Genomic DNA, 21,747 nt, shown 5'->3' on the forward strand with positions numbered 1-21,747 from the left:
TCGGGGTTTGCCAGCGAACCGCTGATGACGGTTTTGAGATTTTCAGGTGGGGAGACTGGCGGATCACGCCAGCGCGGCCCAATACGTTCGTAAAACAAAGCCCACGGCACGCCGTGGGCTTTGTTGGCAGTCAGTCAGGCAACGCCTTACTGAGGCTTGGCTTCAGTTTTAGGTTTGCCGAAGTGCCACTCGTAAACCACGAATTTGAAGTCTTTCAGGTCGCCTTTCTCGTCGAAGCTCAGGTCGCCGGTAGGCGTCTTGAAGGTGCCAGCGTGGATGGCTTCAGCCACTTTGGCAGTGTCTTCGGACTTGGCAGCCTTGATGCCGTCGGCGATCACGGTCACAGCCGAGTAGGACGGGAACACGAACGGACCGCTTGGATCTTCCTTCTTGGCTTTGAACGCATCAGCCAGGGCAACGTTGGCCGGATCCTGGTCGAAGGATTTCGGCAGGGTCACCAGCAGGCCTTCGGAAGCGTCTTTGGCGATCTGCGAAATGGAGTCGTTACCCACGCCTTCCGGACCCATGAACTTGGCTTTCAGGCCTTTTTCCGCAGACTGACGCAGGATCAGGCCCAGCTCCGGGTGGTAGCCGCCGTAGTAGACGAAGTCGACGTTGGCTTGCTTGAGCTTGGCGATCATCGACGAGAAGTCCTTGTCGCCGGCGTTGATGCCTTCGAACACGGCAACCTTGACGCCTTTGCCTTCCAGGGTTTTCTTCACGGCGCTGGCGATGCCTTCACCGTATTGCTGTTTGTCGTGCAGGACGGCAACGATCTTCGGTTTTACGAAGTCGGCAATGTAGTTACCGGCGGCAGGGCCCTGGGCGCTGTCCAGACCGATGGTGCGGAACACCATTTTGTAACCACGGGCGGTGATGTCCGGGCTGGTGGCAGCCGGGGTGATCATGATCACGCCTTCGTCTTCGTAGATGTCCGAAGCCGGTTGAGTGGAGCTGGAGCACAGGTGACCGACCACGAACTTGACGCCGTCGTTGACGACCTTGTTCGCGACCGCAACGGCTTGTTTCGGATCGCAGGCGTCATCGTATTCAACGGCTACGAGTTTCTTGCCGTCTACGCCGCCCTTGGCGTTGATCTGTTCGATGGCCATTTTGGCGCCACTGAACTGCATGTCGCCGTATTGGGCTACAGGGCCGGTTTTAGGGCCGGCAATGCCGATCTTGATGGTGTCAGCTGCGAACGAATGGCTGGCAACCCCGGCCAGAACCATAGCGGCAAACAGTTTGGAAATCTGCTTAGTAGCCTTAGTCATAGTGCTCCACTCTTACTGTTGTAGTTTTTATAGTCCTGGCGCCGAAAGCAGCAGAACCGGGTCAGATATCTGCGACATTCCCCGGAAAAGCCCCTCGGCAACTGTACCGGTACAGTGTAGAGCGCCGATTGTCAGCCTGGGAAGGCGGCGCCGGGGGACAAAACCTGCAAGTGTCGCTTTATTGAAAGAAAAAGACAGAATTGCGGCGGGGTGTTGAGGGGCTTATAGCCGGATTCAGTGCATTCCCTGGCTTTCCTGCGCTTTTCATTTCGATCACTCAATTGCATCCGGGTTTTTCTGCCCGGCCACCGACGTTATCATTCGCGTCGATTTCTTTTCCGGACAGTCCCATGAATCAAGAACCTAGCACCCTCTATGCCAAGCTGCTTGGTGAAACCGCATCTATTACATGGAAAGAGCTGGAGCCGTTCTTCGCCAAGGGTGCCCTATTGTGGGTCGATCCCGGCCTGGATTTGATCGCCGCCGCCGAGGCCGTGGCCCAGGATGAAGGGGAGAAAGTGGCTGCCTGGCTGGCCGCTGACAAGCTCGCCAAGCTGTCTGAGACGCGGGCACTGGATCTTTTCGAGCGTGATCCGCAGTTGTGGGCCGTGGTTGTTTCGCCGTGGATTCTGGTCCAGGAAAGGGCGCAGGCTTAAAAGGTTGCACCTGATTGGTGCGGTCCTTTCAAGGGAAAAAGTGTGTAGCCGAGTAGCGTGATGGCATGTTGCCGTAGAGAAAGGCCACAGCTTCACGGTGACGTAAACGTAACGGGAACAGTTGAGGGGGCAACTGAACGTCTGCTCAATTGTTTCTGGATGTTGAGTTGTGGTGATTTTGAGGTCGCCTTCGTCGGATCGCCGCCCGGAGCAAGCCCGCTCCCACATTCAACCGTGTTCTTCCAGAAGGAATGATGTCGAATGTGGGAGCGGGCTTGCTCGCGAATGGGGTGACGCTTAGTGAGCGGTCTTGCCCGTATGGTTATTCAACGAAATAACCTTGGTCTTGCCGATCCGGTGACGGTAGATCTCGCGCAGGTACTTGATCGATTTCTTCACGCAATCCCGGGACAGGCGGATGTCGTTGATCGAGACAAATTTTTCCTTGTCGTTGATCAGCTCACGGTACTTCTTCTCGTACATCGGTTTGATCGCGTACCAGTTGGTATCGAGGATCTTCGCCGGGTTCTCGAATTCGTTGAGCAACTCGTCGATCCGGTCTTCGTCGAACTGTTCGTTGATGATGAAGTCGAGGATCGAGTTGTCCAGGGTCTCGTCGAAGCGGTACGGGTTTTTCGCAAAGCAACGCTTGATGAACGCCACGATCAGCGTCAGGAAGTCGTCCGACAGGCACGGGCTCTTGGCGATCAGGGTGGTCAGCGACAGGTTGGCCGAGGCACCGATCACCAGCGCGTAGCGCTTGAGCGTGGTGTTGGGGAACAGGCTGTTGAGATGAGTCTTCAGCCGGTTCAAATCCATGTAGGACAGCTTGTAGTCCTTCGGCAACGAAACGATCGACACCACCGACGAGCAATTCTTGAAGAAGTGCAGGTCGTGCAGGGCCGCCGCGTCGTAACCCGAGTTCTTGTACTGCTCCAGCGACGCGCGATAGCGCTTGGATTCGATCGGCAACAGGCTGATGCCTTCGATGGCCTGGGTGACCTTGTTGAAGTGCGGCAGGTCGATCGAACGGAAGAACAGGTCATCGATGTTCAGGCGCTGCGGCTCTTTCTCGAACACCTTGAATTTGTCGCTGCTCGGCGGCGGGGTTTCCGGCACCACGGACTCGGCGTAGGCAATCGCCACCGGGCCGGCCAGGCTCATGAACAGGTCGTTGGCGTCCAGGCGGATGGTTTCGCCGATGTCGATGCCGGCGCGACGGAAATAGTTCTGGTCGTAGTCGGTGGTCACCGCCTGGGCCGTCAGAATGTTGAAGATCTGCTGCGAGATGTACTGGTTGGCATGCTTTTCCATGGCATTGACATCAATGTTCTGGATATTGCCGTCATCGTTCTCTTCGGCGTAACGCATGATGTCGTTGGAGATCAGCATCATCGCGTTCCATGGGCGGATGCGGCCCATGACGCTGGCTTCGCTGCTGTCTTCGTTGGCGAAGTTGTAGGAGAAGTCCCACTCTTCCGACAGGTATTTGCACAGCAGGCGGCCGGCGTTGATGTGCAACGCCTCGGACATTTCACTGCGGTGATCGCAAATGTTCGGCAGTACACAGATGCCACTGGTGAAGATCGGTTCGAAGACGAAGGAGTGGCCGCTCTTGCTGTCGTGCTCGTCCATCGGTTTGGTGTCGAACGTCTTGTTCATGTACGAGTGCTGCTGGGCCAGGCCGAACTCCGAGGCCATGCCTGAACCGGTACCACCGCCGGCACTGAAGATCGAGAAGTACAGGCGCGACTGGTTGGCCTTGATGCCGCAGCTGTCGATCAGATACGAGTGAATCATTTTCCAGTCAGGGCTGGAGAAACGCTGGGTGTCCTTGTTCAGGATGATCTTGGCCAGGTACTGGCCGAGGATCGGCGCGTTGCCGGCACCACCGGCGTGGACTTCCGACAGATCCATGATTTTCATCTTGCTGTAGTCGCGCAGGAAGCCGCTTTTTTCGCCCTTGCGCGAGAAGCGGATGCGTCCGGCGATGTCCTTGTCCAGGTCGCCGAGCATCACCAGCGGCTCGACCAGAAACACCGGCTTGGTGTTTTTGTTCTGGCCCAGGCGCAGGTTGTTGCGGATCCACTGGGCCGGGCTGTAGCCCTTTTCGGCAAAGCGCTTGTCCGGCGACAGGCGATCTTCGTTGTTGAATTCGTTGAGGTAGAACTTGCGGGCGTTGTACACCAGCTCCGCCACGTCCAGCGCGATGTTCGAGCCACAGCGGCCCAGGCCGATCAGGCACACCGACGGGAACTCCTGATCGCTGTGCTGTTCGCTGTCGCCTTCCAGGTGTGGTGCGCGCGGGAACACCATGTCGCGCAGGCCGTCGAGGTTGTCGAGGATGCGGTCGGTGTTGGTTTCGGTGAAGTACAGGTATTGCTGGGTCGCCAACGGACGTGATTGGATCAATGGCTTCGGTGATGACGGGCTGTTGGCCGCGGGGCTCAACGTCAGATCGGTTACCGCAGTGGCCGGGTTGTTTTTAGAAGTCATGGTTCGCCATCTACCTGGGCTGATTGGTTGGCCGACTCGCTGTCGTCGAACCGTCACGGAATACAATCGCGTCTTTTTTCAGCGCGTACCTGGACCATGCCTTGGTCGTTAGCCTGAGCATTGCTCGGGGTGAATCCTTTCCTAAGTCATGATGAATCGGCCAATATTCGGTGATCTTTAATCAAGAAGAGGCAAAATGATGTCAACGCTACCTTCGCTAGGGTTTGCCGGGATCGGCCTGATGGGGCTGCCGATGTGCCGGCGCCTGCTGGCCGCGGGTTATCCGCTGGCGGTATGGAATCGCAATCCGGACAAGTGCAAGCCGCTGGCGGAGGTGGGCGCGCACCAGGTCGCCAGCCCGGCCGAGCTGTGCCAGCACGCTGACGTGGTGATGCTGTGCCTGGCGGATACGTCGGTCGTACGCGAGGTGGTGTTTGGTCCGGCAGGCATTGTGCAGGGAGCAAAAAAAGGCCAGCTGCTGGTGGATTTCTCCAGCCTGGAGCCCAATGCCACGCGGGAAATGGCCGCAGAACTCGCCGGTAAAACCGGCATGGGCTGGCTCGACACGCCGGTATCCGGTGGCGTGGTCGGTGCCGAGGCTGGAAGCCTGGCGATCATGGTCGGCGGTGACGTACAGGATCTGGAGCGGGTCCGGCCTGTGCTGTTGAACCTGGGGCAGCGTGTGACACACATGGGCGGCGTCGGGGCAGGGCAGGTGACCAAGGCGTGCAATCAGATGATCGTCGCTTGCAATGCATTGGTGATTGCCGAAGTGGTCGCGCTGGCGGAACGTTCCGGGGTTGATGCCAGCCTGATCGCCGAAGCGCTGGCCGGCGGCTTTGCCGATTCGAAACCCTTGCAGATCCTCGCCCCGCAGATGGCGGAAAACCGTTTCGAGCCGGTCAAGTGGCATGTGCGCACGTTGCTCAAGGATCTGGATACAGCGGTGAAGTTTTCCCGTGAACAAGGCTCGGCGACACCGATCAGCGGTCTGGCCGCGCAATTGATGCGCCTGCATGGGAGTCAGGGTTTCCTTGAGAAAGACCCGTCTACATTAGTGCAGATGTACCGTGAGCCAGGCTCAGCGTCGTGACGGTGTAGGCGTGCTTGCGCTGGTTGATTTCGTTCAGCACCGGATGCAACTCGGCCAGTGGCACCGGCCGGCTCAGCAGGGATGAGTCGCCGGTGCCGAAGTCATTGATTGGCGCTATTACTCAGGCGATTTGCTTCTGAGGCGTCTCGAACGCGGGCTGCAGGGCCGGCAAGCCGAAAGCGGCACGGGCCGCGTCGCAATCGGGATTGGCCAGGCCATCGACCCAGGACGCCTCGAATTCCCGGCAGGTGCTGGAGCGTTTTTCGTAAATCGAGCACTGCACCGTACTGCCCACGTCTCCCACCAGGCTGGTGCAGCGTACGGGTTTGCAGCCGGTGCCGAGCATCGCGACCCGGCTGGGGCTGATCTGCTCGACAAGCTCATCGGGTACCGTCCCCCCGGACGAGGCGCACTCACCCCAGAAAAATGAAACGCGAAAATGAGAACAGCAGGCACCGCAATTCAGACACGGACTGACTTCGGACATGGGCGATTATCTAAGGAGGAGTGGAGACACAGGGGGGGAAACAAGGCCGCTATTCTAGGCTTCGCCAACGGCTTGGGAAGGGGGGCTCAAAGGTATTTTTCATCGACCGGACGGGCTGCGAAATACCCGCCCTGCGAAAGCTGCGCCTCTGTGGGAGCGGGCTTGCCCGCGAAAGCGTCGGCACATCCAGCATCTACTTATCAGACAGACCGCATTCGCGAGCAAGCCCGCTCCCACAAAGTGTGCGCCCCATGGGTTGGTATCAGCCTGGCGAATAATGAAAGACAGGTGCGGCCGGCCTGTCTAGATTGCAAAGTCCGGGGGCAGTGACGCCCCAAAAACAATAAAAGAGACGGACCCATGCAGAACTCGACCCAAGCGGCCAATGCCTGGCGCATCCTGTTCCTGTTGTTCCTGGCCAACCTGTTCAATTTTTTCGACCGCACCATCCCGGCCATCATCATCGAACCCATTCGCATGGAATGGCACCTCAGTGATTTCCAATTGGGGATCATCGGGACGGCATTCACCATCGTCTACGCCATTGCCGGCTTGCCGCTGGGGCGCATGGCCGATACCGGCTCGCGCAGCAAGCTGATGGGTTGGGGATTGGCGGTGTGGAGCGGGTTGACCGCCGTCAACGGCATGGTGGGCAGTTTCTGGAGCTTCCTGATCGTGCGCATGGGCGTCGGTATCGGCGAGGCCAGTTACGCGCCAGCCGCCAACTCGCTGATCGGCGACTTGTTTCCGGCTCACCGCCGGGCGCGGGCCATGGGGATCTTCATGTTGGGGCTGCCATTGGGCCTGTTGCTGGCGTTCTTCACCATCGGCGCGATGGTCAAGGCCTTCGATAGCTGGCGCGCGCCGTTCTTTATAGCGGCGGTGCCCGGGCTGATCCTGGCGATCTTCATGTTTTTCATCAAGGAACCGAAGCGCGGCGCCGCGGAGAGCGTTCAGGTTTCGCAGGAAAAGATCGATCGGCCGATCCGTCGTGTGTTGGCCGTGCCGACCTTCCTGTGGCTGGTGATGGCCGGCCTGTGTTTCAACTTCGCCACCTATGCCTGCAACTCGTTTCTGGTGCCGATGCTGCAACGGTATTTCCTGATGCCGTTGCAGGATGCCGCGGTCGCCACCGGGGTTATTGTTGGCGTGACCGGGTTGGTTGGCCTGACCCTCGGTGGCTGGATCGCAGACAAGATTCACCAACGGGTCGCCAACGGGCGGCTGTTGTTTGCGGCCTTCAGCCTGGTGATTTCGACGGTCTGCACCGCGTGGGCGCTGCATTCCGGGCGAATCGAGATCGGTGTGTTTGTTGCGGCGTTTAGCCTGGGTTGGTTGTTCGCCTACAACTTCTACACCTGCGTGTACACGGCGATTCAGGATGTGGTCGAGCCGCGGTTGCGGGCAACGGCGATGGCGCTGTTCTTCGCCGGGCTGTACCTGTTGGGCGGTGGCCTGGGGCCGGTGGTGGTCGGGGCCTTGTCAGATCACTTTGCCCACACGGCGATGCTCGCGGCGGGTGCGCAACAGATGACTGAGGCGTTTAAAGCGGTCGGCCTGCATGACGCGATGTACCTGATTCCGGTGGCGCTGTTGTTCACAGTGGTGTTTCTGTTCCTGGCTTCACGGTGTTTCGTGCGCGATGCCAAGCGGATGAAGGAAGGGTTGGTGGCAGTGATTGAGCCAGAAAATACTGCGGTGACTGCTTAACCGCCATCGCGAGCAAGCTCGCTCCCACAGGTTCTGTGGTGTTCACAGATTCTGTGTACGACACGGACACTGTGGGAGCGGGCTTGCCCGCGAAGAGGCCATCAGTAGCACTACTGAAATTGAAGTAAACAAAAAGGCCCGCATCGCTGCGGGCCTTCTTTTTAAGCAGGGTGGAGAGGGGGATTAACCCGCCACCAACACCCGAATCGCTTCCAGTCGCAGCGCAGCCTTGTCGAGCATGGCCAGGCCTTGTTCGCGTTGACTGCGCAGGGCTACCAGTTCACTGTCGCGCACGGTCGGGTTGACCGCTTGCAACGCGGTAAGGCGCGCCAGTTCTTCCTCGGTATCGGCGGCCAGGCGGCGCTGCGCCTCGGCGACACGCTCAGTGTGGCGCGGCAGGATCTTCGCTTCACCGGCATTGATCCGTGGCGTCAGTTGGTCACGCTGGGCCTGGATGAACTTGTTGGCGCTGGCACGCGGCACGCTTTCGAGCTGATCGTTCAAGGTTTCGAACGACACGCGGGCCGACAGGTCATTGCCGTTGGTATCGAGCAGGCAGCGCAGGGCGGCCGGCGGCAGGTAGCGGCCCAGTTGCAGTGAGCGTGGGGCAACCACTTCGCTGACATACAACAGTTCCAGCAACACGGTGCCCGGCTTGAGTGCCTTGTTCTTGATCAGCGCCACGGCGGTGTTGCCCATGGAGCCGGACAGCACCAGATCCATGCCGCCCTGGACCATCGGGTGTTCCCAGGTAATGAACTGCATGTCTTCGCGGGACAGCGCCTGGTTACGGTCGTAGGTGATGGTCACGCCTTCGTCGTCGCCCAGCGGGAAGCTGGCGTCGAGCATTTTTTCGCTCGGCTTGAGGATCAGCGCGTTTTCAGAATGGTCTTCGCTGTCGATGCCGAAGGCGTCGAACAGGGTTTCCATGTAGATCGGCAGGGCGAACTGGTCGTCTTGCTCAAGGATATCTTCCACCAGTGCATCGCCTTCGCCCGCGCCACCGGAGTTCAGCTCCAGCAAACGGTCACGACCGGTGTGCAACTCGGCTTCCAGGCGCTCACGCTCGGTGCGAGCTTCGTCGATCAGCGCTTGCCACTCGCCATCGTCGGCCTCTTCGAGCAGCGGCAGCAGGCGCGGGCCGAACTGGTGCTGCAAGGCGTTGCCGGTCGGGCAGGTGTTGAGGAATGCGTTCAGTGCTTCGTGGTACCACTGGAACAGGCGCTCTTGCGGGCTGGTTTCAAGGTACGGCACGTGCAGCTCGATGATGTGCTTCTGGCCGATCCGGTCCAGACGACCGATACGTTGTTCCAGCAGGTCCGGGTGGGACGGCAGGTCGAACAGCACCAGGTGATGGGAGAACTGGAAGTTGCGACCTTCACTGCCGATTTCCGAGCAGATCAGCACTTGCGCGCCAAACTCTTCGTCGGCGAAGTAGGCGGCGGCGCGGTCACGCTCGAGGATGTTCATGCCCTCATGGAACACCGTGGCCGGGATGCCGGAACGCACGCGCAGGGCGTCTTCAAGGTCCATGGCGGTTTCGGCGTGGGCGCAGATCACCAGCACTTTGGTGCGCTTGAGCATCTTCAGTTGATCGATCAGCCACTCGACGCGCGGGTCGAACTTCCACCAGCGTTCTTCTTCGCTGGCGTCCGGTTGGGCCTGGAAGCTGACTTCCGGGTACAGCTCGGCGTGATCGCCCAATGGCAGTTCGAGGTATTCGTCCGGGCACGGCAGCGGGTACGGGTGCAGCTTGCGCTCCGGGAAGCCTTGCACGGCGGCGCGGGTATTGCGGAACAGCACGCGGCCGGTACCGTGGCGGTCGAGCAATTCACGCACGAGGCGCGCGCTGGCTTCGGTGTCGCCATCGTTGACGGCGGCCAGCAGGGCTTCGCCTTCGTTGCCGAGGAAGCCGTGGATGGTCTTGTGGGCTTGCGGCGACAGGCGCCCCTTGTCCAGCAACTCCTGAACGGCTTCAGCCACCGGGCGATAGTTTTCGCTCTCGGCGCGGAAGGCTTGCAGGTCGTGGAAACGGTTCGGGTCGAGCAGGCGCAGACGGGCGAAGTGGCTGTCCTGGCCCAGTTGTTCCGGGGTCGCGGTCAACAGCAGCACGCCGGGAATGGTCTCGGCGAGTTGCTCGACCAGGGAATACTCAGGGCTGACCTGATCTTCGTGCCACACAAGGTGGTGAGCTTCGTCGACCACCAGCAAGTCCCAGCCTGCCGCGAACAGCGCGTCCTGGGCTTTCTCGTCGTCCACCAACCACTCAAGCGCGACCAGCGCGAGCTGGGTGTCTTCGAAGGGGTTGCTGGCATCGCTTTCGATGAAGCGCTCTTCGTCGAACAGCGCAACCTGCAGGTTGAAGCGGCGGCGCATCTCGACCAGCCACTGGTGCTGCAGGTTTTCCGGAACCAGGATCAGCACGCGGTTGGCGCGGCCCGAGAGCAATTGGCGATGGATCACCAGGCCGGCTTCGATGGTTTTGCCCAGGCCCACTTCGTCGGCCAGCAGAACCCGTGGCGCGATACGGTCGGCGACTTCGCGGGCAATGTGCAACTGGTGTGCGATCGGTTGCGCACGCACGCCGCCCAGACCCCAAAGGGAGGATTGCAACTGGCGACTGGTGTGTTCCAGTGTGTGATAACGCAGGGAGAACCAGGCCAGCGGGTCGATCTGGCCGGCGAACAGACGGTCGCTGGCCAGGCGGAACTGAATGAAGTTCGACAGTTGGGTTTCCGGCAGGGTGACCACTTCGTTATGCCCGTTGAGGCCGTGGTAAACCAGCAGGCCATCAACGTCATCGACTTCGCGGACGGTCAGCTTCCAGCCTTCGAAGTGAGTGATTGAGTCACCCGGCGAAAACCGCACACGGGTGAGGGGCGCATTCCTTAGCGCGTACTGGCGAGTGTCGCCAGTGGCCGGATAGAGCACGGTCAACAAGCGGCCGTCCTGTGCCAGAACGGTGCCTAAACCCAGCTCGGCTTCGCTGTCACTGATCCAGCGTTGCCCCGGTTGATACTGCTGCGCCATGCTGCCTGACTCCCACCTGAAAAAGCGGGCTATCTTAACGGAATGAGGGCTTCAGGGCCAAAGGACTCTCAGAAAAACTCACAGTCATACGTTAGCCCACCTGTGCATGACGCGCCGCCCGGTGCACTAATGAGTGCCAAATGAGTCACAGTTTGCGACCGATGGCTCAAGACGCCATCCCCGCAGCCGACAGCCTGCTGACAGGAGACTGAAAACCATGCTGCCACCGATGCTCCCCCTGAGTGCCGTGCCGATCACTTCACAGACCGACCCGATCCGTCAGCGTCCGGATATTCCACCGGTGGTGCCGGTTCAGGAAAGCTCCAGTGAAAGCACCATCGACCTGCAAAAGCGCAATCCTGAAGAGGACGGGCTGGTGCTGCGCGAGGAGCAGCGTCGCAGGCAGGAGCAGGAACGGCGCCGCCGTGAAGCCGACAATGACCCTGAGGCGCACCTGGCGATTCCCGGGGATGAGCTCAATGCCGACAACACCGTGCCGGTGGCGCCGCTGATGGAAGATCAGCCGCGGCAGGGGCTGTGGGTCGATATCGAGATTTGAGCGCAGGCTGGTCAGCGCGGCCGTCAGGCCGCATTATTGGCGCAGGGTTGCCGAACGCTACGACGGCTTAAACTCATTTCAAGCGATGCACTGACCGCCATGAGCCAAGACGACAAACTGATTGACCTCAATGCTGAACGCGCCAAGCGTGTTCATGACCTCAATGACAAGCGACTCAATGAAGTTCGCCAGGCGTTCGAGCAGGCCATGCCGTTGGGTAAGGCCGGGAAAAAGCCGAAAAACAAACCGAAAAAGCGCTGAAATCCCCCGCATTCATTGATGCGGGTCAAACTTCTCCCTTCCTCTTGCCCAGTCTCGGGCGACATTGATCCTGGTCAATATTCTCTCCTGCCCGTTTGGTTAACTTAGCCCTATCGCAACAGGGCAAGTACAGGAGACGCGTCATGTTTTTCGACAACGTGGTGATCGCCGGAGTGCTGACTGTCAGCCTCATGTTTGTATTTTTTGCAGGGTTCGGACTTTTTATCTGGAAGGATTCGCACAAGCGGAAATAACCGTAGTTCTTTCTGGATGTAATGAGCACGCAAGGCATTTTGGGCAACTTCGGTTGCCCTTTTTTTTGCCTGCAAAAAACTGTTGGAGTGCATAAAGCCACTGTGGGAGCGGGCTTGCTCGCGAAGGCGGTGGATCAGTCAACATCTTCGTTGAATGTAAAGCCGCCTTCGCGAGCAAGCCCGCTCCCACATTAATTGTGTAATGTCGGAAGTAGGCAGCAATAAAAAAGGCGCGTTCCTTGCGGAGCGCGCCTTTTCTGGTTTGGCTGCTTATCAGCTGCCAAGTGCCTTCGATGCCAGCCAGAACAACCCGGCCGACAGGGTCACGGTGGCAGGCAGGGTCAATACCCAGGCCAGCAGGATGGTTCTGACGGTGCCGCTTTGCAGGCCGCTTTTGTTGGCGACCATGGTGCCCGCCACGCCCGAGGACAGCACGTGGGTGGTGGAAACCGGCAGGCTGAAGATGTTCGCCATGCCGATCAGGCTGGCGGTGGTGATCTGCGCCGACATGCCTTGGGAGTAGGTCATGCCTTGCTTGCCGATCTTCTCACCAATGGTCAGTACCACGCGTTTCCAGCCGACCATGGTGCCCAGGCCCAAGGCCAGTGCAACCGCCAGGATCACCCAGAACGGAGCGTATTCGGTGGTGGTGGTCAGGTCCTTGCGCAGCTTGTCCAGGTCAGCCTTTTCACGGGGGGCGAGCGTTGGCAACTTGCTGACTTTCTTTGCCGTGTCGTCCAGGCAGAGCAGGTAGCGACGTACTTCGATGCGGCTTTCCGACGGCAGCGAGTGGTAGTCGGCTACACCCTTGAGGGTGCCGAGCAGGGCGGTGATGGTCGGTTCGGTCTGTTGCGGGTTGCAACGGAATTTCTCCGGCAGATCGCCATCCAGGCTCTTGCCCAGGGCCAGGAACTCGCCCAGGGTTTCTGAATTACGCTGGTAGAACTGGCTCAGGTGCAGCGTGGCGTCGCGGGTCCGCTCGATCTGATAGGTCGTGCTGTTCAGGTCAAGGACGAACTGGGCCGGCACGATACCGATCAGGACCAGCATGATCAGGCCGATACCTTTCTGGCCATCGTTGGAACCGTGCACGAAACTCACAGCCATGGCCGAGATCACCAGTACCAGGCGATTCCAGAACGGCGGGTGTTTCTTGTCGTCGATCTTGCGGCGCTCTTCCGGCGTCTTGTGCATCTTCGACAGCGGACGCCACCATTTAAGACCGATCAGGATCAACGCGGCGATCAGGAAACCGGCCATTGGCGAGAACACCAGCGAGGCGCCGATATCGATCGCTTTCTGCCAGTTCACACCGTCAGCCAGCGGGATGTCGTTGATCAGGGCGTTGGCCAGGCCGACTCCGAGGATCGAACCGATCAGCGTGTGGGAACTGGAAGCGGGAATACCGAAGTACCAGGTGCCCAGGTTCCAGGTGATGGCGGCGGCGAGCAACGAGAACACCATGGCCAGTCCGTGACCGGTGTTCACATTGATCAGCAGTTCTACCGGCAGCAGGTGGACGATGGCATACGCCACGCCAACCCCGCCCAGCAGCACGCCGAGGAAGTTGAACACCCCGGAGAAGAACACCGCCAGGTGAGGCGGCATGGCTTTGGTGTAGATAACGGTCGCCACCGCGTTAGCGGTGTCATGAAAGCCGTTGATGAACTCGAAGGCGAGGACAAAGGCCAGGGCGAGCAAGAGGCTCACAAGCACCCAAGCATCCAGTCCGCTGAATAAATCGATCATGAAGGTTTTCTGACCCGGTCATAAGGGGGCGCGATTATGCCAGAAAAGACTGCTAATCAATGCACTAGCTGCTCATCGGTAACATTCTTCAACGAATTTTTTTGCCGCGGCACCGGAAAACCCAGGGTTTTGCTGAGTTTTTTAAGTTATTGATTTTATTGAAAAAATACGCTGTCACAAAACCTTAACGACCCGGTAAGAGGGGCTTGAACGGTTGTGCGAAAAATCTGAGAAATAGGTCAGATACCGGAAATCTGCCTGATTCAACGACGGTAATGGCCGCTGCCCGCTCATAGCGGGCGCGAAAGGCAGCATCAATACATCCCGCTTTTAACGGGTGCAGAGGCAGGCCTTTGTAAGGATCAGGCCAAAGCAGTCACGGCTCTTCAGCTTTGAGTTCCTTTTCCATTTTTTGAAGTTCTTGCTGGAAAACCTGATCCTGAACGGTGGCGCGTTTACGCCAGGGTTTGCGTTCCGGTTCGGGTTGAGCGGCGTAAGTGGTGACTTCTCCGCCGTAAACTTCCTTGTAACGTTGTTCCTGGCGCTCTAGTTCCGCGCGCAGTTCGTCTTTCGTCACAGTGCTACCTGTTTGAGTTGGGATAAATTCTGGTGAAAACGCGCTGCATCAAATCGATCGATCACGTTCGTCGAATGGGCAATGCCCGTCAAGGCATCGCTTTTTGGCAACGACGTGATCAATACTTCCATGTCACAGGCGGCCACGACACCAGAGATAAACAGCTGACGTAGCTTCAGTTTCCTGTTACAGCAAGCGCACTGACAAGGCGGTTCAATGCGAGTCTGGCGCTTGCAACGGGCAACGGCGATGGAACATCGCATTGCCGGGCAGCGGGTTCGGCAAGTAAAAAACCGAAGCGCTACTGAATTGTATTATAGCGGCCGATTTGAAGAACACTATCTCCAAAGAGTTAAAAGTGAATCCTGGTGTGTGACCATTTTGTTGCTCGAAACTTTGCGATTAACTAGAGCGTCGACGGATACCAAATCGCTGCGATGCCTTTCTGACGCCATTAAGTCAGGCAAGTTACGGTAATTGGATTGCCTCATTAAGTCTTGTGTCGAGTCGACGTAAACATGGGGTCGCGAGTCAGCGAGAAACCGGACACCGGCGGATTGGGTAATTTACACAGTGGATTGCGATTATCGGTCGAGCGTTCGATAATCGCACGGAGTTGACAGGCCGGGCTTGAGCGTCAGGCGCTGGCCCTTTGTAATAGTCGCTGATCCGAGTGGGTAAAAGGACCTTGTATGAACGATCAAATGCGCAATTCCTTCGCTTCAGTGGCTCCCCCCATCGTTGCTTCACCGGCCAAACGGATCCAGGCACTGACCGGCGACCCGGATTTCATGACGTCCCTGGCCCGTGGCCTGGCCGTGGTGCAAGCGTTCCAGGAGCGCAAACGACACCTGACCATCGCCCAGATCAGCCACCGCACGGAAATTCCCCGCGCCGCCGTGCGCCGTTGCCTGCACACCCTGATCAAACTCGGCTACGCCACCACCGACGGCCGCACCTATTCGTTGCTGCCCAAAGTGCTGACCCTCGGCCATGCCTATGTGTCCTCGACGCCGCTGGCGGTTTCCGCCCAGCCTTACCTGGACCGCATGAGCGAGCAACTGCACGAGGCCTGCAACATGGCCACGCTGGAAGGTGATGACATTTTGTATATCGCCCGCTCCGCGACCACCCAGCGCCTGATTTCGGTGGACCTGTCGGTGGGTGGGCGCTTGCCGGCCTATTGCACGTCGATGGGGCGGATTCTGCTGGCCGCGCTGGATGACACGTCGCTGGGCGAATACCTCGACCACGCCGAATTGCAAGCCAAGACCAGCCGCACGATTCACACCCCCGAGGCATTGCTCGAATGCCTGCAAGAAGTACGACTGCAAGGCTGGTGCATCGTCGACCAGGAACTCGAGCAAGGGCTGCGTTCGATTGCCGTCCCGGTGTACGACGCTTCCGGGCAGGTAGTTGCGGCCCTCAACGTCAGCACCCATGCCGGGCGGGTCAGCCGCAATGAGCTGGAACAGCGTTTCCTGCCCGGTTTGTTGAGCGCCAGCCGCGACCTCAGTGCCCAGCTGTTTGCCTAAGCTGTTCGATAAACGCACAGAGTCGCGTTTATCGAATTGACGCTGTTTCATGCGGATCATTACTGTCGCGGCTTCGTCAGCATCTGCTGACACCGTTCGACTGCGATCCGTGGAATAAAAATAATGAACCAGCCTCAGTCTGCTGTAGGTAACTGCCTCGACGTGCAGTCCTTCATCAATGCCCAACCCATTTCGCGCTACCAGTGGCGCGTGGTGATCCTGTGTTTCCTGATTGTCTTCCTCGATGGCCTCGACACCGCGGCCATGGGTTTCATCGCCCCGGCCCTGTCCCAGGACTGGGGTATCGACCGCGCCAGCCTTGGCCCGGTGATGAGTGCGGCGTTGATCGGCATGGTCTTCGGCGCACTGGGCTCCGGCCCTCTGGCTGACCGCTTCGGGCGAAAAGTCGTACTGGTCGGTGCGGTGCTGTTGTTCGGCGCCTTCAGCCTGGCCTCGGCCTACAGCACCAATGTCGATCAGTTGCTGGTGTTGCGCTTCCTGACCGGCCTGGGGTTGGGCGCCGGCATGCCGAACGCCACCACGCTGTTGTCGGAGTACACCCCGGAGCGCAAAAAGTCCCTGCTGGTGACCAGCATGTTCTGCGGCTTCAACCTCGGCATGGCCGGCGGCGGATTTATCTCGGCCAAGCTCATTCCGGCCTTTGGCTGGCACAGCCTGCTGCTGATTGGCGGGATTCTACCGCTGATCCTCGCCGTCGTTTTGCTGCTCTGGTTGCCGGAGTCGGCGCGTTACCTGGTGGTGCGCAACCGCGGTACGGACAAAGTGCGCAAGGCACTGGCGCCGATTGACCCGACGGTGGTGGCCCAGGCATCCAGTTTCAGCGTGCCGGAACAGAAGACCGTGAAGGCACGCAATGTGTTCGCGGTGATTTTCTCCGGCACCTACAGCACCGGCACCTTGCTGTTGTGGCTGACCTACTTCATGGGCCTGGTGATCGTTTACCTGTTGACCAGTTGGCTGCCGACCCTGATGCGTGACAGTGGCGCGAGCATGGAGCAAGCCGCCTTCATCGGCGCGCTGTTCCAGTTTGGTGGTGTGCTGAGTGCGGTAGGCGTGGGTTGGGCGATGGACCGGTTCAATCCGCACAAGGTCATCGGCATTTTCTACCTGCTGGCCGGGGTGTTTGCCTACGCGGTAGGGCAGAGCCTGGGCAACATCGCGCTGCTGGCGACGCTGGTGCTGGTGGCCGGGATGTGTGTCAACGGTGCGCAATCGGCAATGCCGTCACTGGCGGCGCGGTTCTATCCGACTCAAGGGCGGGCCACCGGTGTGTCATGGATGCTCGGGATCGGCCGTTTCGGCGCCATCCTCGGGGCGTGGATGGGCGCGACGCTGCTGGGGCTGGGCTGGAACTTCGAGCAAGTGCTGACGGCGCTGGTGATTCCGGCGGCGCTGGCAACCACGGCGGTGGTGATCAAGGGCATGGTCAGTCATGCGGATGCGACCTGAGGCCATCACTCGGATGCTTTAGTGGTTTTGCGGGCCTCTTCGCGAGCAAGCCCGCTCCCACAGGGTTAAGTGTTGGCCTTGTGGGCGCGAGCCTGCTCGCGAAGCTTTTGGGGATCGGTAGCCAAGCAACAATATGTTCGATAATCGAACGCTTAGTCGATTATCGGATTGTTTGGCGTTTTGCACGGGCTTAATCTTCAGTCATTCCGGCGCTGCGCATCGGCGCCTTCTTCCACTGTCGGTTAACAATAAACGGGAGCCTGCCCCAATGGCTGAAATCCTTTCGCTGCACGACGCGGTGAAGCAATTCGTAAACGACGGCGATACGGTCGCGCTCGAAGGCTTTACTCACCTGATCCCGACGGCGGCGGGTCACGAAATCATTCGCCAGGGCAAGAAAGACCTGACCCTGGTGCGGATGACCCCTGACTTGATCTACGACCAGTTGATCGGTGCCGGTTGTGCCCGCAAGCTGATTTTCTCCTGGGGCGGCAACCCGGGTGTCGGCTCCCTGCATCGCCTGCGTGACGCTGTGGAGAAACAGTGGCCGCATGCGCTGGAAATCGAAGAACACAGCCATGCCGACCTGGCCAATGCCTACGTCGCCGGCGCTTCCGGCCTGCCATTCGCGGTACTGCGTGCCTACGCCGGTTCCGACTTGCCGAAGGTCAACCCGCTGATCAAATCCGTCACCTGCCCGTTCACTGGCGAAGTGTTGGCCGCCGTGCCTTCGGTGCGTCCGGACATTACCGTGATTCACGCGCAGAAAGCCGACCGCAAGGGCAACGTGCTGCTCTGGGGCATCCTCGGCGTGCAGAAAGAAGCTGCACTGGCCGCCAAGCGCTGCATCGTCACCGTTGAAGAAATCGTCGACGACCTCAATGCACCGATGAACTCCTGTGTATTGCCAACCTGGGCCTTGAGCGCGGTTTGCCACGTACCTGGCGGCGCGCATCCGTCCTACGCCCATGGTTACAACGAGCGCGACAACCGCTTCTACCAGGCCTGGGACCCGATTGCCCGCGACCGTGAAACCTTCACCGCGTGGATCAACGAATACATCCACGGCAGCGCTGACTTCAGCGAGTTCCAGGCCAAACTGGCCGCCGCTTCGGAGGCGAAGTAATGACTTACACCACCAATGAAATGATGACTGTCGCCGCCGCTCGCCGTCTGAAGAACGGTTCGGTGTGCTTCGTCGGTATCGGCCTGCCGTCGAAAGCGGCCAACCTGGCGCGCCTGACTTCCTCGCCTGATGTGGTGCTGATCTACGAATCGGGTCCGATCGGTGCCAAGCCAAGTGTATTGCCACTGTCGATCGGTGACGGTGAGTTGGCGGAAACCGCCGACACCGTAGTCCCGACCGGCGAGATTTTCCGTTACTGGCTGCAGGGCGGGCGCATTGACGTCGGTTTCCTCGGCGCGGCGCAGGTCGACCGTTTCGGCAACATCAACACCACCGTCGTGGGTGATTACCACTCGCCGAAAGTGCGCTTGCCGGGTGCAGGTGGCGCGCCGGAGATTGCCGGTTCCGCCAAGAGCGTGTTGATCATCCTCAAGCAGTCGTCACGCTCCTTTGTCGACAAACTCGACTTCATTACCTCGGTCGGCCACGGCGAGGGCGGTGATTCGCGCAAGCGTCTCGGTCTGCCTGGTGCCGGTCCGGTGGGGATCATTACCGACCTGTGCATCATGGAGCCAGAGGAGGGCACCCACGAATTTGTGGTTACCGCACTGCACCCCGGCGTGACCCGCGAGCAAGTGGTTGCTGCCACCGGTTGGGCGATTCGCTTTGCCGACCATGTCGAGCAAACTGCTGAACCGACTGAAGTCGAACTGACCGCGCTGCGCGACCTCGAAGCCCGCACCGCTGCCGCACACGGCCAAGCCCCCGGAGAAGCGTGATGCGTGACGTTTATATCTGCGACGCGATTCGTACCCCCATCGGCCGTTTCGGCGGTGGCCTGTCGTCAGTGCGTGCCGACGACCTGGCTGCCGTGCCAATCAAGGCCTTGATGGAGCGCAACCCATCGGTGGACTGGAACGCCGTGGACGAAGTGTTCCTCGGCTGCGCTAACCAGGCCGGTGAAGACAACCGCAACGTCGCGCGCATGGCACTGTTGCTGGCCGGCCTGCCGGAAACCATTCCCGGCGTGACCCTCAACCGCCTCTGCGCTTCGGGCATGGATGCCATCGGCACCGCGTTCCGCGCCATCGCCAGCGGCGAGATGGAGCTGGCGATTGCCGGTGGCGTCGAGTCGATGTCCCGTGCGCCTTTCGTGATGGGCAAGGCCGATGCCGCGTTTTCGCGCAACATGAAGCTCGAAGACACCACCATCGGCTGGCGTTTCATCAACCCGTTGATGAAACGCCAGTACGGTGTGGATGCGATGCCGCAGACCGCTGACAACGTGGCCGACGATTACAAGGTGTCCCGCGCCGATCAGGACGCGTTCGCCCTGCGCAGTCAACAACGCACGGCCGCCGCGCAAGCCACAGGTTTTTTCGCCGAAGAAATCGTTGAAGTGCGCATAGCCCATAAGAAGGGTGAAACCGTGGTCAGCCAGGACGAGCATCCTCGCGCCGACACCACCCTGGAAGCCCTGACCAAACTCAAACCGGTCAACGGCCCCGACAAAACCGTCACCGCCGGCAATGCCTCGGGTGTGAACGACGGCGCCGCCGCGTTGATCCTGGCCTCGGCCGAAGCGGTGAAGAAACACGGTCTGACTGCACGCGCCAAAGTGCTGGGCATGGCCAGCGCCGGTGTCGCCCCGCGGGTGATGGGCATTGGTCCGGTGCCGGCGGTGCGTAAACTGATCGAACGCCTCGGTGTGGCGGTCAGCGATTTCGACGTGATCGAACTCAACGAAGCCTTCGCCAGCCAAGGCTTGGCGGTGCTGCGTGAATTGGGGATCGCGGACGACGCGGCCCAGGTCAACCCGAACGGTGGCGCGATTGCCTTGGGTCATCCGTTGGGCATGAGCGGCGCGCGGCTGGTGTTGACCGCGTTGCATCAGTTGGAAAAAACCGGTGGCAAGAAAGGTCTGGCGACCATGTGCGTCGGTGTCGGTCAGGGTCTGGCCCTGGCGATCGAGCGCGTCTGACGCGCTCTGAAGACTTATAAGAACTGAGGAATGCTTCATGACTGACAAGCCTGGTTACCGTCGCCCGCAGGCGGGCACTCAGCCGGAATACCTGCACCCGGCCTATCAATCCACCAACCTGCGCTCGCCGTCGAAACCGTTGGTGTTCCTGCCGCATTCGTTGTCGGAAATTACCGGTCCGACCATCGGCGCCGAGCGCGTCAACGAGAAGGACAGCGACCTGACCGCCCAGCACGAGGGGCAACCACAGGGTGAGCGCATCATCATCCACGGCCGCGTGCTGGATGAAAACGGTCTGCCGGTGCCGGGGATTCTGGTGGAGATCTGGCAGGCCAACGCCGCCGGTCGCTACGCCCATGCCCGCGACCTGCACGACGCACCGCTGGACCCGAACTTCACCGGCACCGGCCGCACCGTGACTGACGCCGATGGCTGGTATCAGTTCCAGACCATCAAGCCCGGTGCCTATCCGTGGGGTAACCACCACAACGCGTGGCGCCCGGCGCATATCCATTTCTCGCTGTTCGGGCCGAGCATCCTGACGCGCCTGGTGACGCAGATGTATTTCCCGGGCGACCCGTTGCTGGCCTACGACCCGATTTACAACTGCGTGCCCGATACCAGCGCCAAAGAGCGCTTGATCGCCACGTTCGATCTGGAAAAAACCATCCCTTCCTATGCCCTCGGTTATCGCTGGGACATCGTTTTGCGCGGCCGCGACGCCACGCCGATGGAGAAATAAGATGACGCTGACTGCGACCACGTCCCACACCGTCGGGCCGTACTACCACATCGGCCTGACCTGGCTGAACCGCGAAAACCTGACCGTCGAACAAACCCTGGGCGAGCGCGTGGCGATCACCGGGCAAGTGGTCGATGGTAACGGCGATGTCGTCAACGACGCGATGCTGGAAGTCTGGCAGGCCAACGCCGCTGGCAAATACGATCACCCGGAAGACGACCAGGAAAAACCCCTGGACCCGAACTTCGAAGGTTTTGGCCGAGTGCCGGTGGATGCCGAAGGGCGTTTTCGTTTCACCACCATCAAGCCGGGCACGGTCGAGGGGCTCAAAGGCACGACCCAGGCACCGCACCTGGTGGTACTGGTGTTTGCCCGTGGTCTGGTCAAGCACTTGCTGACGCGGATTTACTTTGATGGCGAGGCGGCGAACGTGAATGATCCGTTGCTGGAGTGCGTGCCGGCCGAGCGCCGCAGTACGCTGCTGGCCAAGCAGGATGCGTCGGGCGTGTACCAGTGGAACGTGATTCTGCAGGGCACCGATGCCGAGACGGTGTTCTTTGATTACTGAGTGAACACCATCCCCTTGTGGGAGCGGGCTTGCTCGCGAAGGCGGTATGTCAGGCAACATTTTTATCGACTGACACTGCGCCTTCGCGAGCAAGCCCGCTCCCACAGTGGATTTTTGTTGCTGACGTATTGCGGAATGGGAGTATTACAAAGTGTGTCTAGACTCTCACTGTCCCCATT

19 protein-coding genes are annotated in these 21,747 nt (G+C 59.8%); 13 read left to right on the plus strand and 6 right to left on the minus strand.

Annotated features, from left to right (window positions below; genetic code table 11):
• Positions 1-146 precede the first annotated feature (146 nt).
• Positions 147-1,274, minus strand: coding sequence for a branched-chain amino acid ABC transporter substrate-binding protein (locus tag KGB28_RS09240; protein WP_223444352.1), 1,128 nt, complete (start codon positions 1,272-1,274; stop codon positions 147-149).
• A 350-nt stretch (positions 1,275-1,624) separates the two neighbouring features.
• On the opposite strand from KGB28_RS09240, the gene KGB28_RS09245 reads away from it, so the two are divergent.
• Entirely contained in the window at positions 1,625-1,930 is a 306-nt protein-coding gene (locus KGB28_RS09245) for a DUF2288 domain-containing protein (protein ID WP_046043985.1), read from the plus strand.
• Positions 1,931-2,227: 297 nt separating this feature from the next.
• On the opposite strand, the gene KGB28_RS09250 is transcribed toward KGB28_RS09245, so the two are convergent.
• Complete coding sequence (locus tag KGB28_RS09250; RefSeq protein WP_223444354.1) at positions 2,228-4,426, minus strand: hypothetical protein; 2,199 nt, start codon at positions 4,424-4,426, stop codon at positions 2,228-2,230.
• A 196-nt stretch (positions 4,427-4,622) separates the two neighbouring features.
• Here KGB28_RS09250 and KGB28_RS09255 point away from each other — a divergent pair, with 196 nt between their 5' ends.
• Positions 4,623-5,519 carry an NAD(P)-dependent oxidoreductase gene (locus KGB28_RS09255; RefSeq protein ID WP_223444356.1) on the plus strand — a complete coding sequence of 299 codons (897 nt, stop codon included), beginning with the start codon at positions 4,623-4,625 and terminating at the stop codon, positions 5,517-5,519.
• A 121-nt stretch (positions 5,520-5,640) separates the two neighbouring features.
• Here the strand turns inward: KGB28_RS09255 and KGB28_RS09260 are convergent, their stop codons facing one another.
• Positions 5,641-6,006 (minus strand): YkgJ family cysteine cluster protein, encoded by a 366-nt coding sequence (locus tag KGB28_RS09260; protein WP_223444357.1) that lies wholly within the window; start codon positions 6,004-6,006, stop codon positions 5,641-5,643.
• Between the two features lie 360 nt (positions 6,007-6,366).
• On the opposite strand from KGB28_RS09260, the gene KGB28_RS09265 reads away from it, so the two are divergent.
• Entirely contained in the window at positions 6,367-7,716 is a 1,350-nt protein-coding gene (locus KGB28_RS09265; RefSeq protein ID WP_223444359.1) for a spinster family MFS transporter, read from the plus strand.
• 183 nt (positions 7,717-7,899) lie between these two features.
• On the opposite strand, the gene rapA is transcribed toward KGB28_RS09265, so the two are convergent.
• Positions 7,900-10,746, minus strand: coding sequence for an RNA polymerase-associated protein RapA (gene rapA / locus KGB28_RS09270; protein ID WP_223444361.1), 2,847 nt, complete (start codon positions 10,744-10,746; stop codon positions 7,900-7,902).
• A gap of 217 nt (positions 10,747-10,963) precedes the next feature.
• On the opposite strand from rapA, the gene KGB28_RS09275 reads away from it, so the two are divergent.
• The 3 genes from KGB28_RS09275 (at position 10,964) to ccoM (ending at position 11,820) form a co-directional block, all read left to right on the plus strand.
• Positions 10,964-11,305: a hypothetical protein gene (locus tag KGB28_RS09275; RefSeq protein WP_007998360.1), complete on the plus strand. Its 342-nt coding sequence runs from the start codon at positions 10,964-10,966 to the stop codon at positions 11,303-11,305.
• 99 nt (positions 11,306-11,404) lie between these two features.
• Positions 11,405-11,566, plus strand: coding sequence for a hypothetical protein (locus tag KGB28_RS09280; protein WP_223444363.1), 162 nt, complete (start codon positions 11,405-11,407; stop codon positions 11,564-11,566).
• Positions 11,567-11,709: 143 nt separating this feature from the next.
• The gene (ccoM, locus tag KGB28_RS31630) at positions 11,710-11,820 is read left to right on the plus strand and encodes a cytochrome c oxidase subunit CcoM (protein ID WP_007976669.1); all 111 of its coding nucleotides are present in this window, start codon (positions 11,710-11,712) and stop codon (positions 11,818-11,820) included.
• Between the two features lie 273 nt (positions 11,821-12,093).
• Here ccoM and KGB28_RS09285 read toward each other — a convergent pair whose 3' ends face one another.
• Together KGB28_RS09285 and KGB28_RS09290 are read right to left on the minus strand one after the other, a co-directional pair.
• Entirely contained in the window at positions 12,094-13,569 is a 1,476-nt protein-coding gene (locus KGB28_RS09285) for an inorganic phosphate transporter (protein ID WP_223444365.1), read from the minus strand.
• Between the two features lie 376 nt (positions 13,570-13,945).
• Complete coding sequence (locus tag KGB28_RS09290; protein ID WP_007986337.1) at positions 13,946-14,146, minus strand: hypothetical protein; 201 nt, start codon at positions 14,144-14,146, stop codon at positions 13,946-13,948.
• 692 nt (positions 14,147-14,838) lie between these two features.
• On the opposite strand from KGB28_RS09290, the gene pcaR reads away from it, so the two are divergent.
• The 7 genes from pcaR (at position 14,839) to pcaG (ending at position 21,568) form a co-directional block, all read left to right on the plus strand.
• Complete coding sequence (pcaR, locus tag KGB28_RS09295) at positions 14,839-15,681, plus strand: pca regulon transcriptional regulator PcaR (protein WP_008054175.1); 843 nt, start codon at positions 14,839-14,841, stop codon at positions 15,679-15,681.
• Positions 15,682-15,804: 123 nt separating this feature from the next.
• Entirely contained in the window at positions 15,805-17,151 is a 1,347-nt protein-coding gene (locus tag KGB28_RS09300) for an MFS transporter (RefSeq protein ID WP_223444367.1), read from the plus strand.
• A gap of 268 nt (positions 17,152-17,419) precedes the next feature.
• Positions 17,420-18,277 carry a CoA transferase subunit A gene (locus tag KGB28_RS09305; RefSeq protein WP_008054173.1) on the plus strand — a complete coding sequence of 286 codons (858 nt, stop codon included), beginning with the start codon at positions 17,420-17,422 and terminating at the stop codon, positions 18,275-18,277.
• Entirely contained in the window at positions 18,277-19,056 is a 780-nt protein-coding gene (locus KGB28_RS09310) for a CoA-transferase subunit beta (RefSeq protein WP_056720807.1), read from the plus strand. Before KGB28_RS09305 ends, KGB28_RS09310 begins: the two co-directional genes overlap by 1 nt.
• Complete coding sequence (pcaF, locus tag KGB28_RS09315; RefSeq protein ID WP_223444370.1) at positions 19,053-20,258, plus strand: 3-oxoadipyl-CoA thiolase; 1,206 nt, start codon at positions 19,053-19,055, stop codon at positions 20,256-20,258. The genes KGB28_RS09310 and pcaF overlap by 4 nt, the downstream gene beginning before the upstream one ends.
• A 37-nt stretch (positions 20,259-20,295) precedes the next feature.
• Positions 20,296-21,000 carry a protocatechuate 3,4-dioxygenase subunit beta gene (pcaH, locus tag KGB28_RS09320; RefSeq protein WP_150727601.1) on the plus strand — a complete coding sequence of 235 codons (705 nt, stop codon included), beginning with the start codon at positions 20,296-20,298 and terminating at the stop codon, positions 20,998-21,000.
• A 1-nt stretch (position 21,001) separates the two neighbouring features.
• Complete coding sequence (pcaG, locus tag KGB28_RS09325) at positions 21,002-21,568, plus strand: protocatechuate 3,4-dioxygenase subunit alpha (RefSeq protein WP_223444371.1); 567 nt, start codon at positions 21,002-21,004, stop codon at positions 21,566-21,568.
• Positions 21,569-21,747 lie beyond the last annotated feature (179 nt).

This window comes from Pseudomonas sp. BF-R-19 (genome assembly GCF_019956445.1).
Lineage (GTDB): Bacteria > Pseudomonadota > Gammaproteobacteria > Pseudomonadales > Pseudomonadaceae > Aquipseudomonas > Aquipseudomonas fluorescens_BH.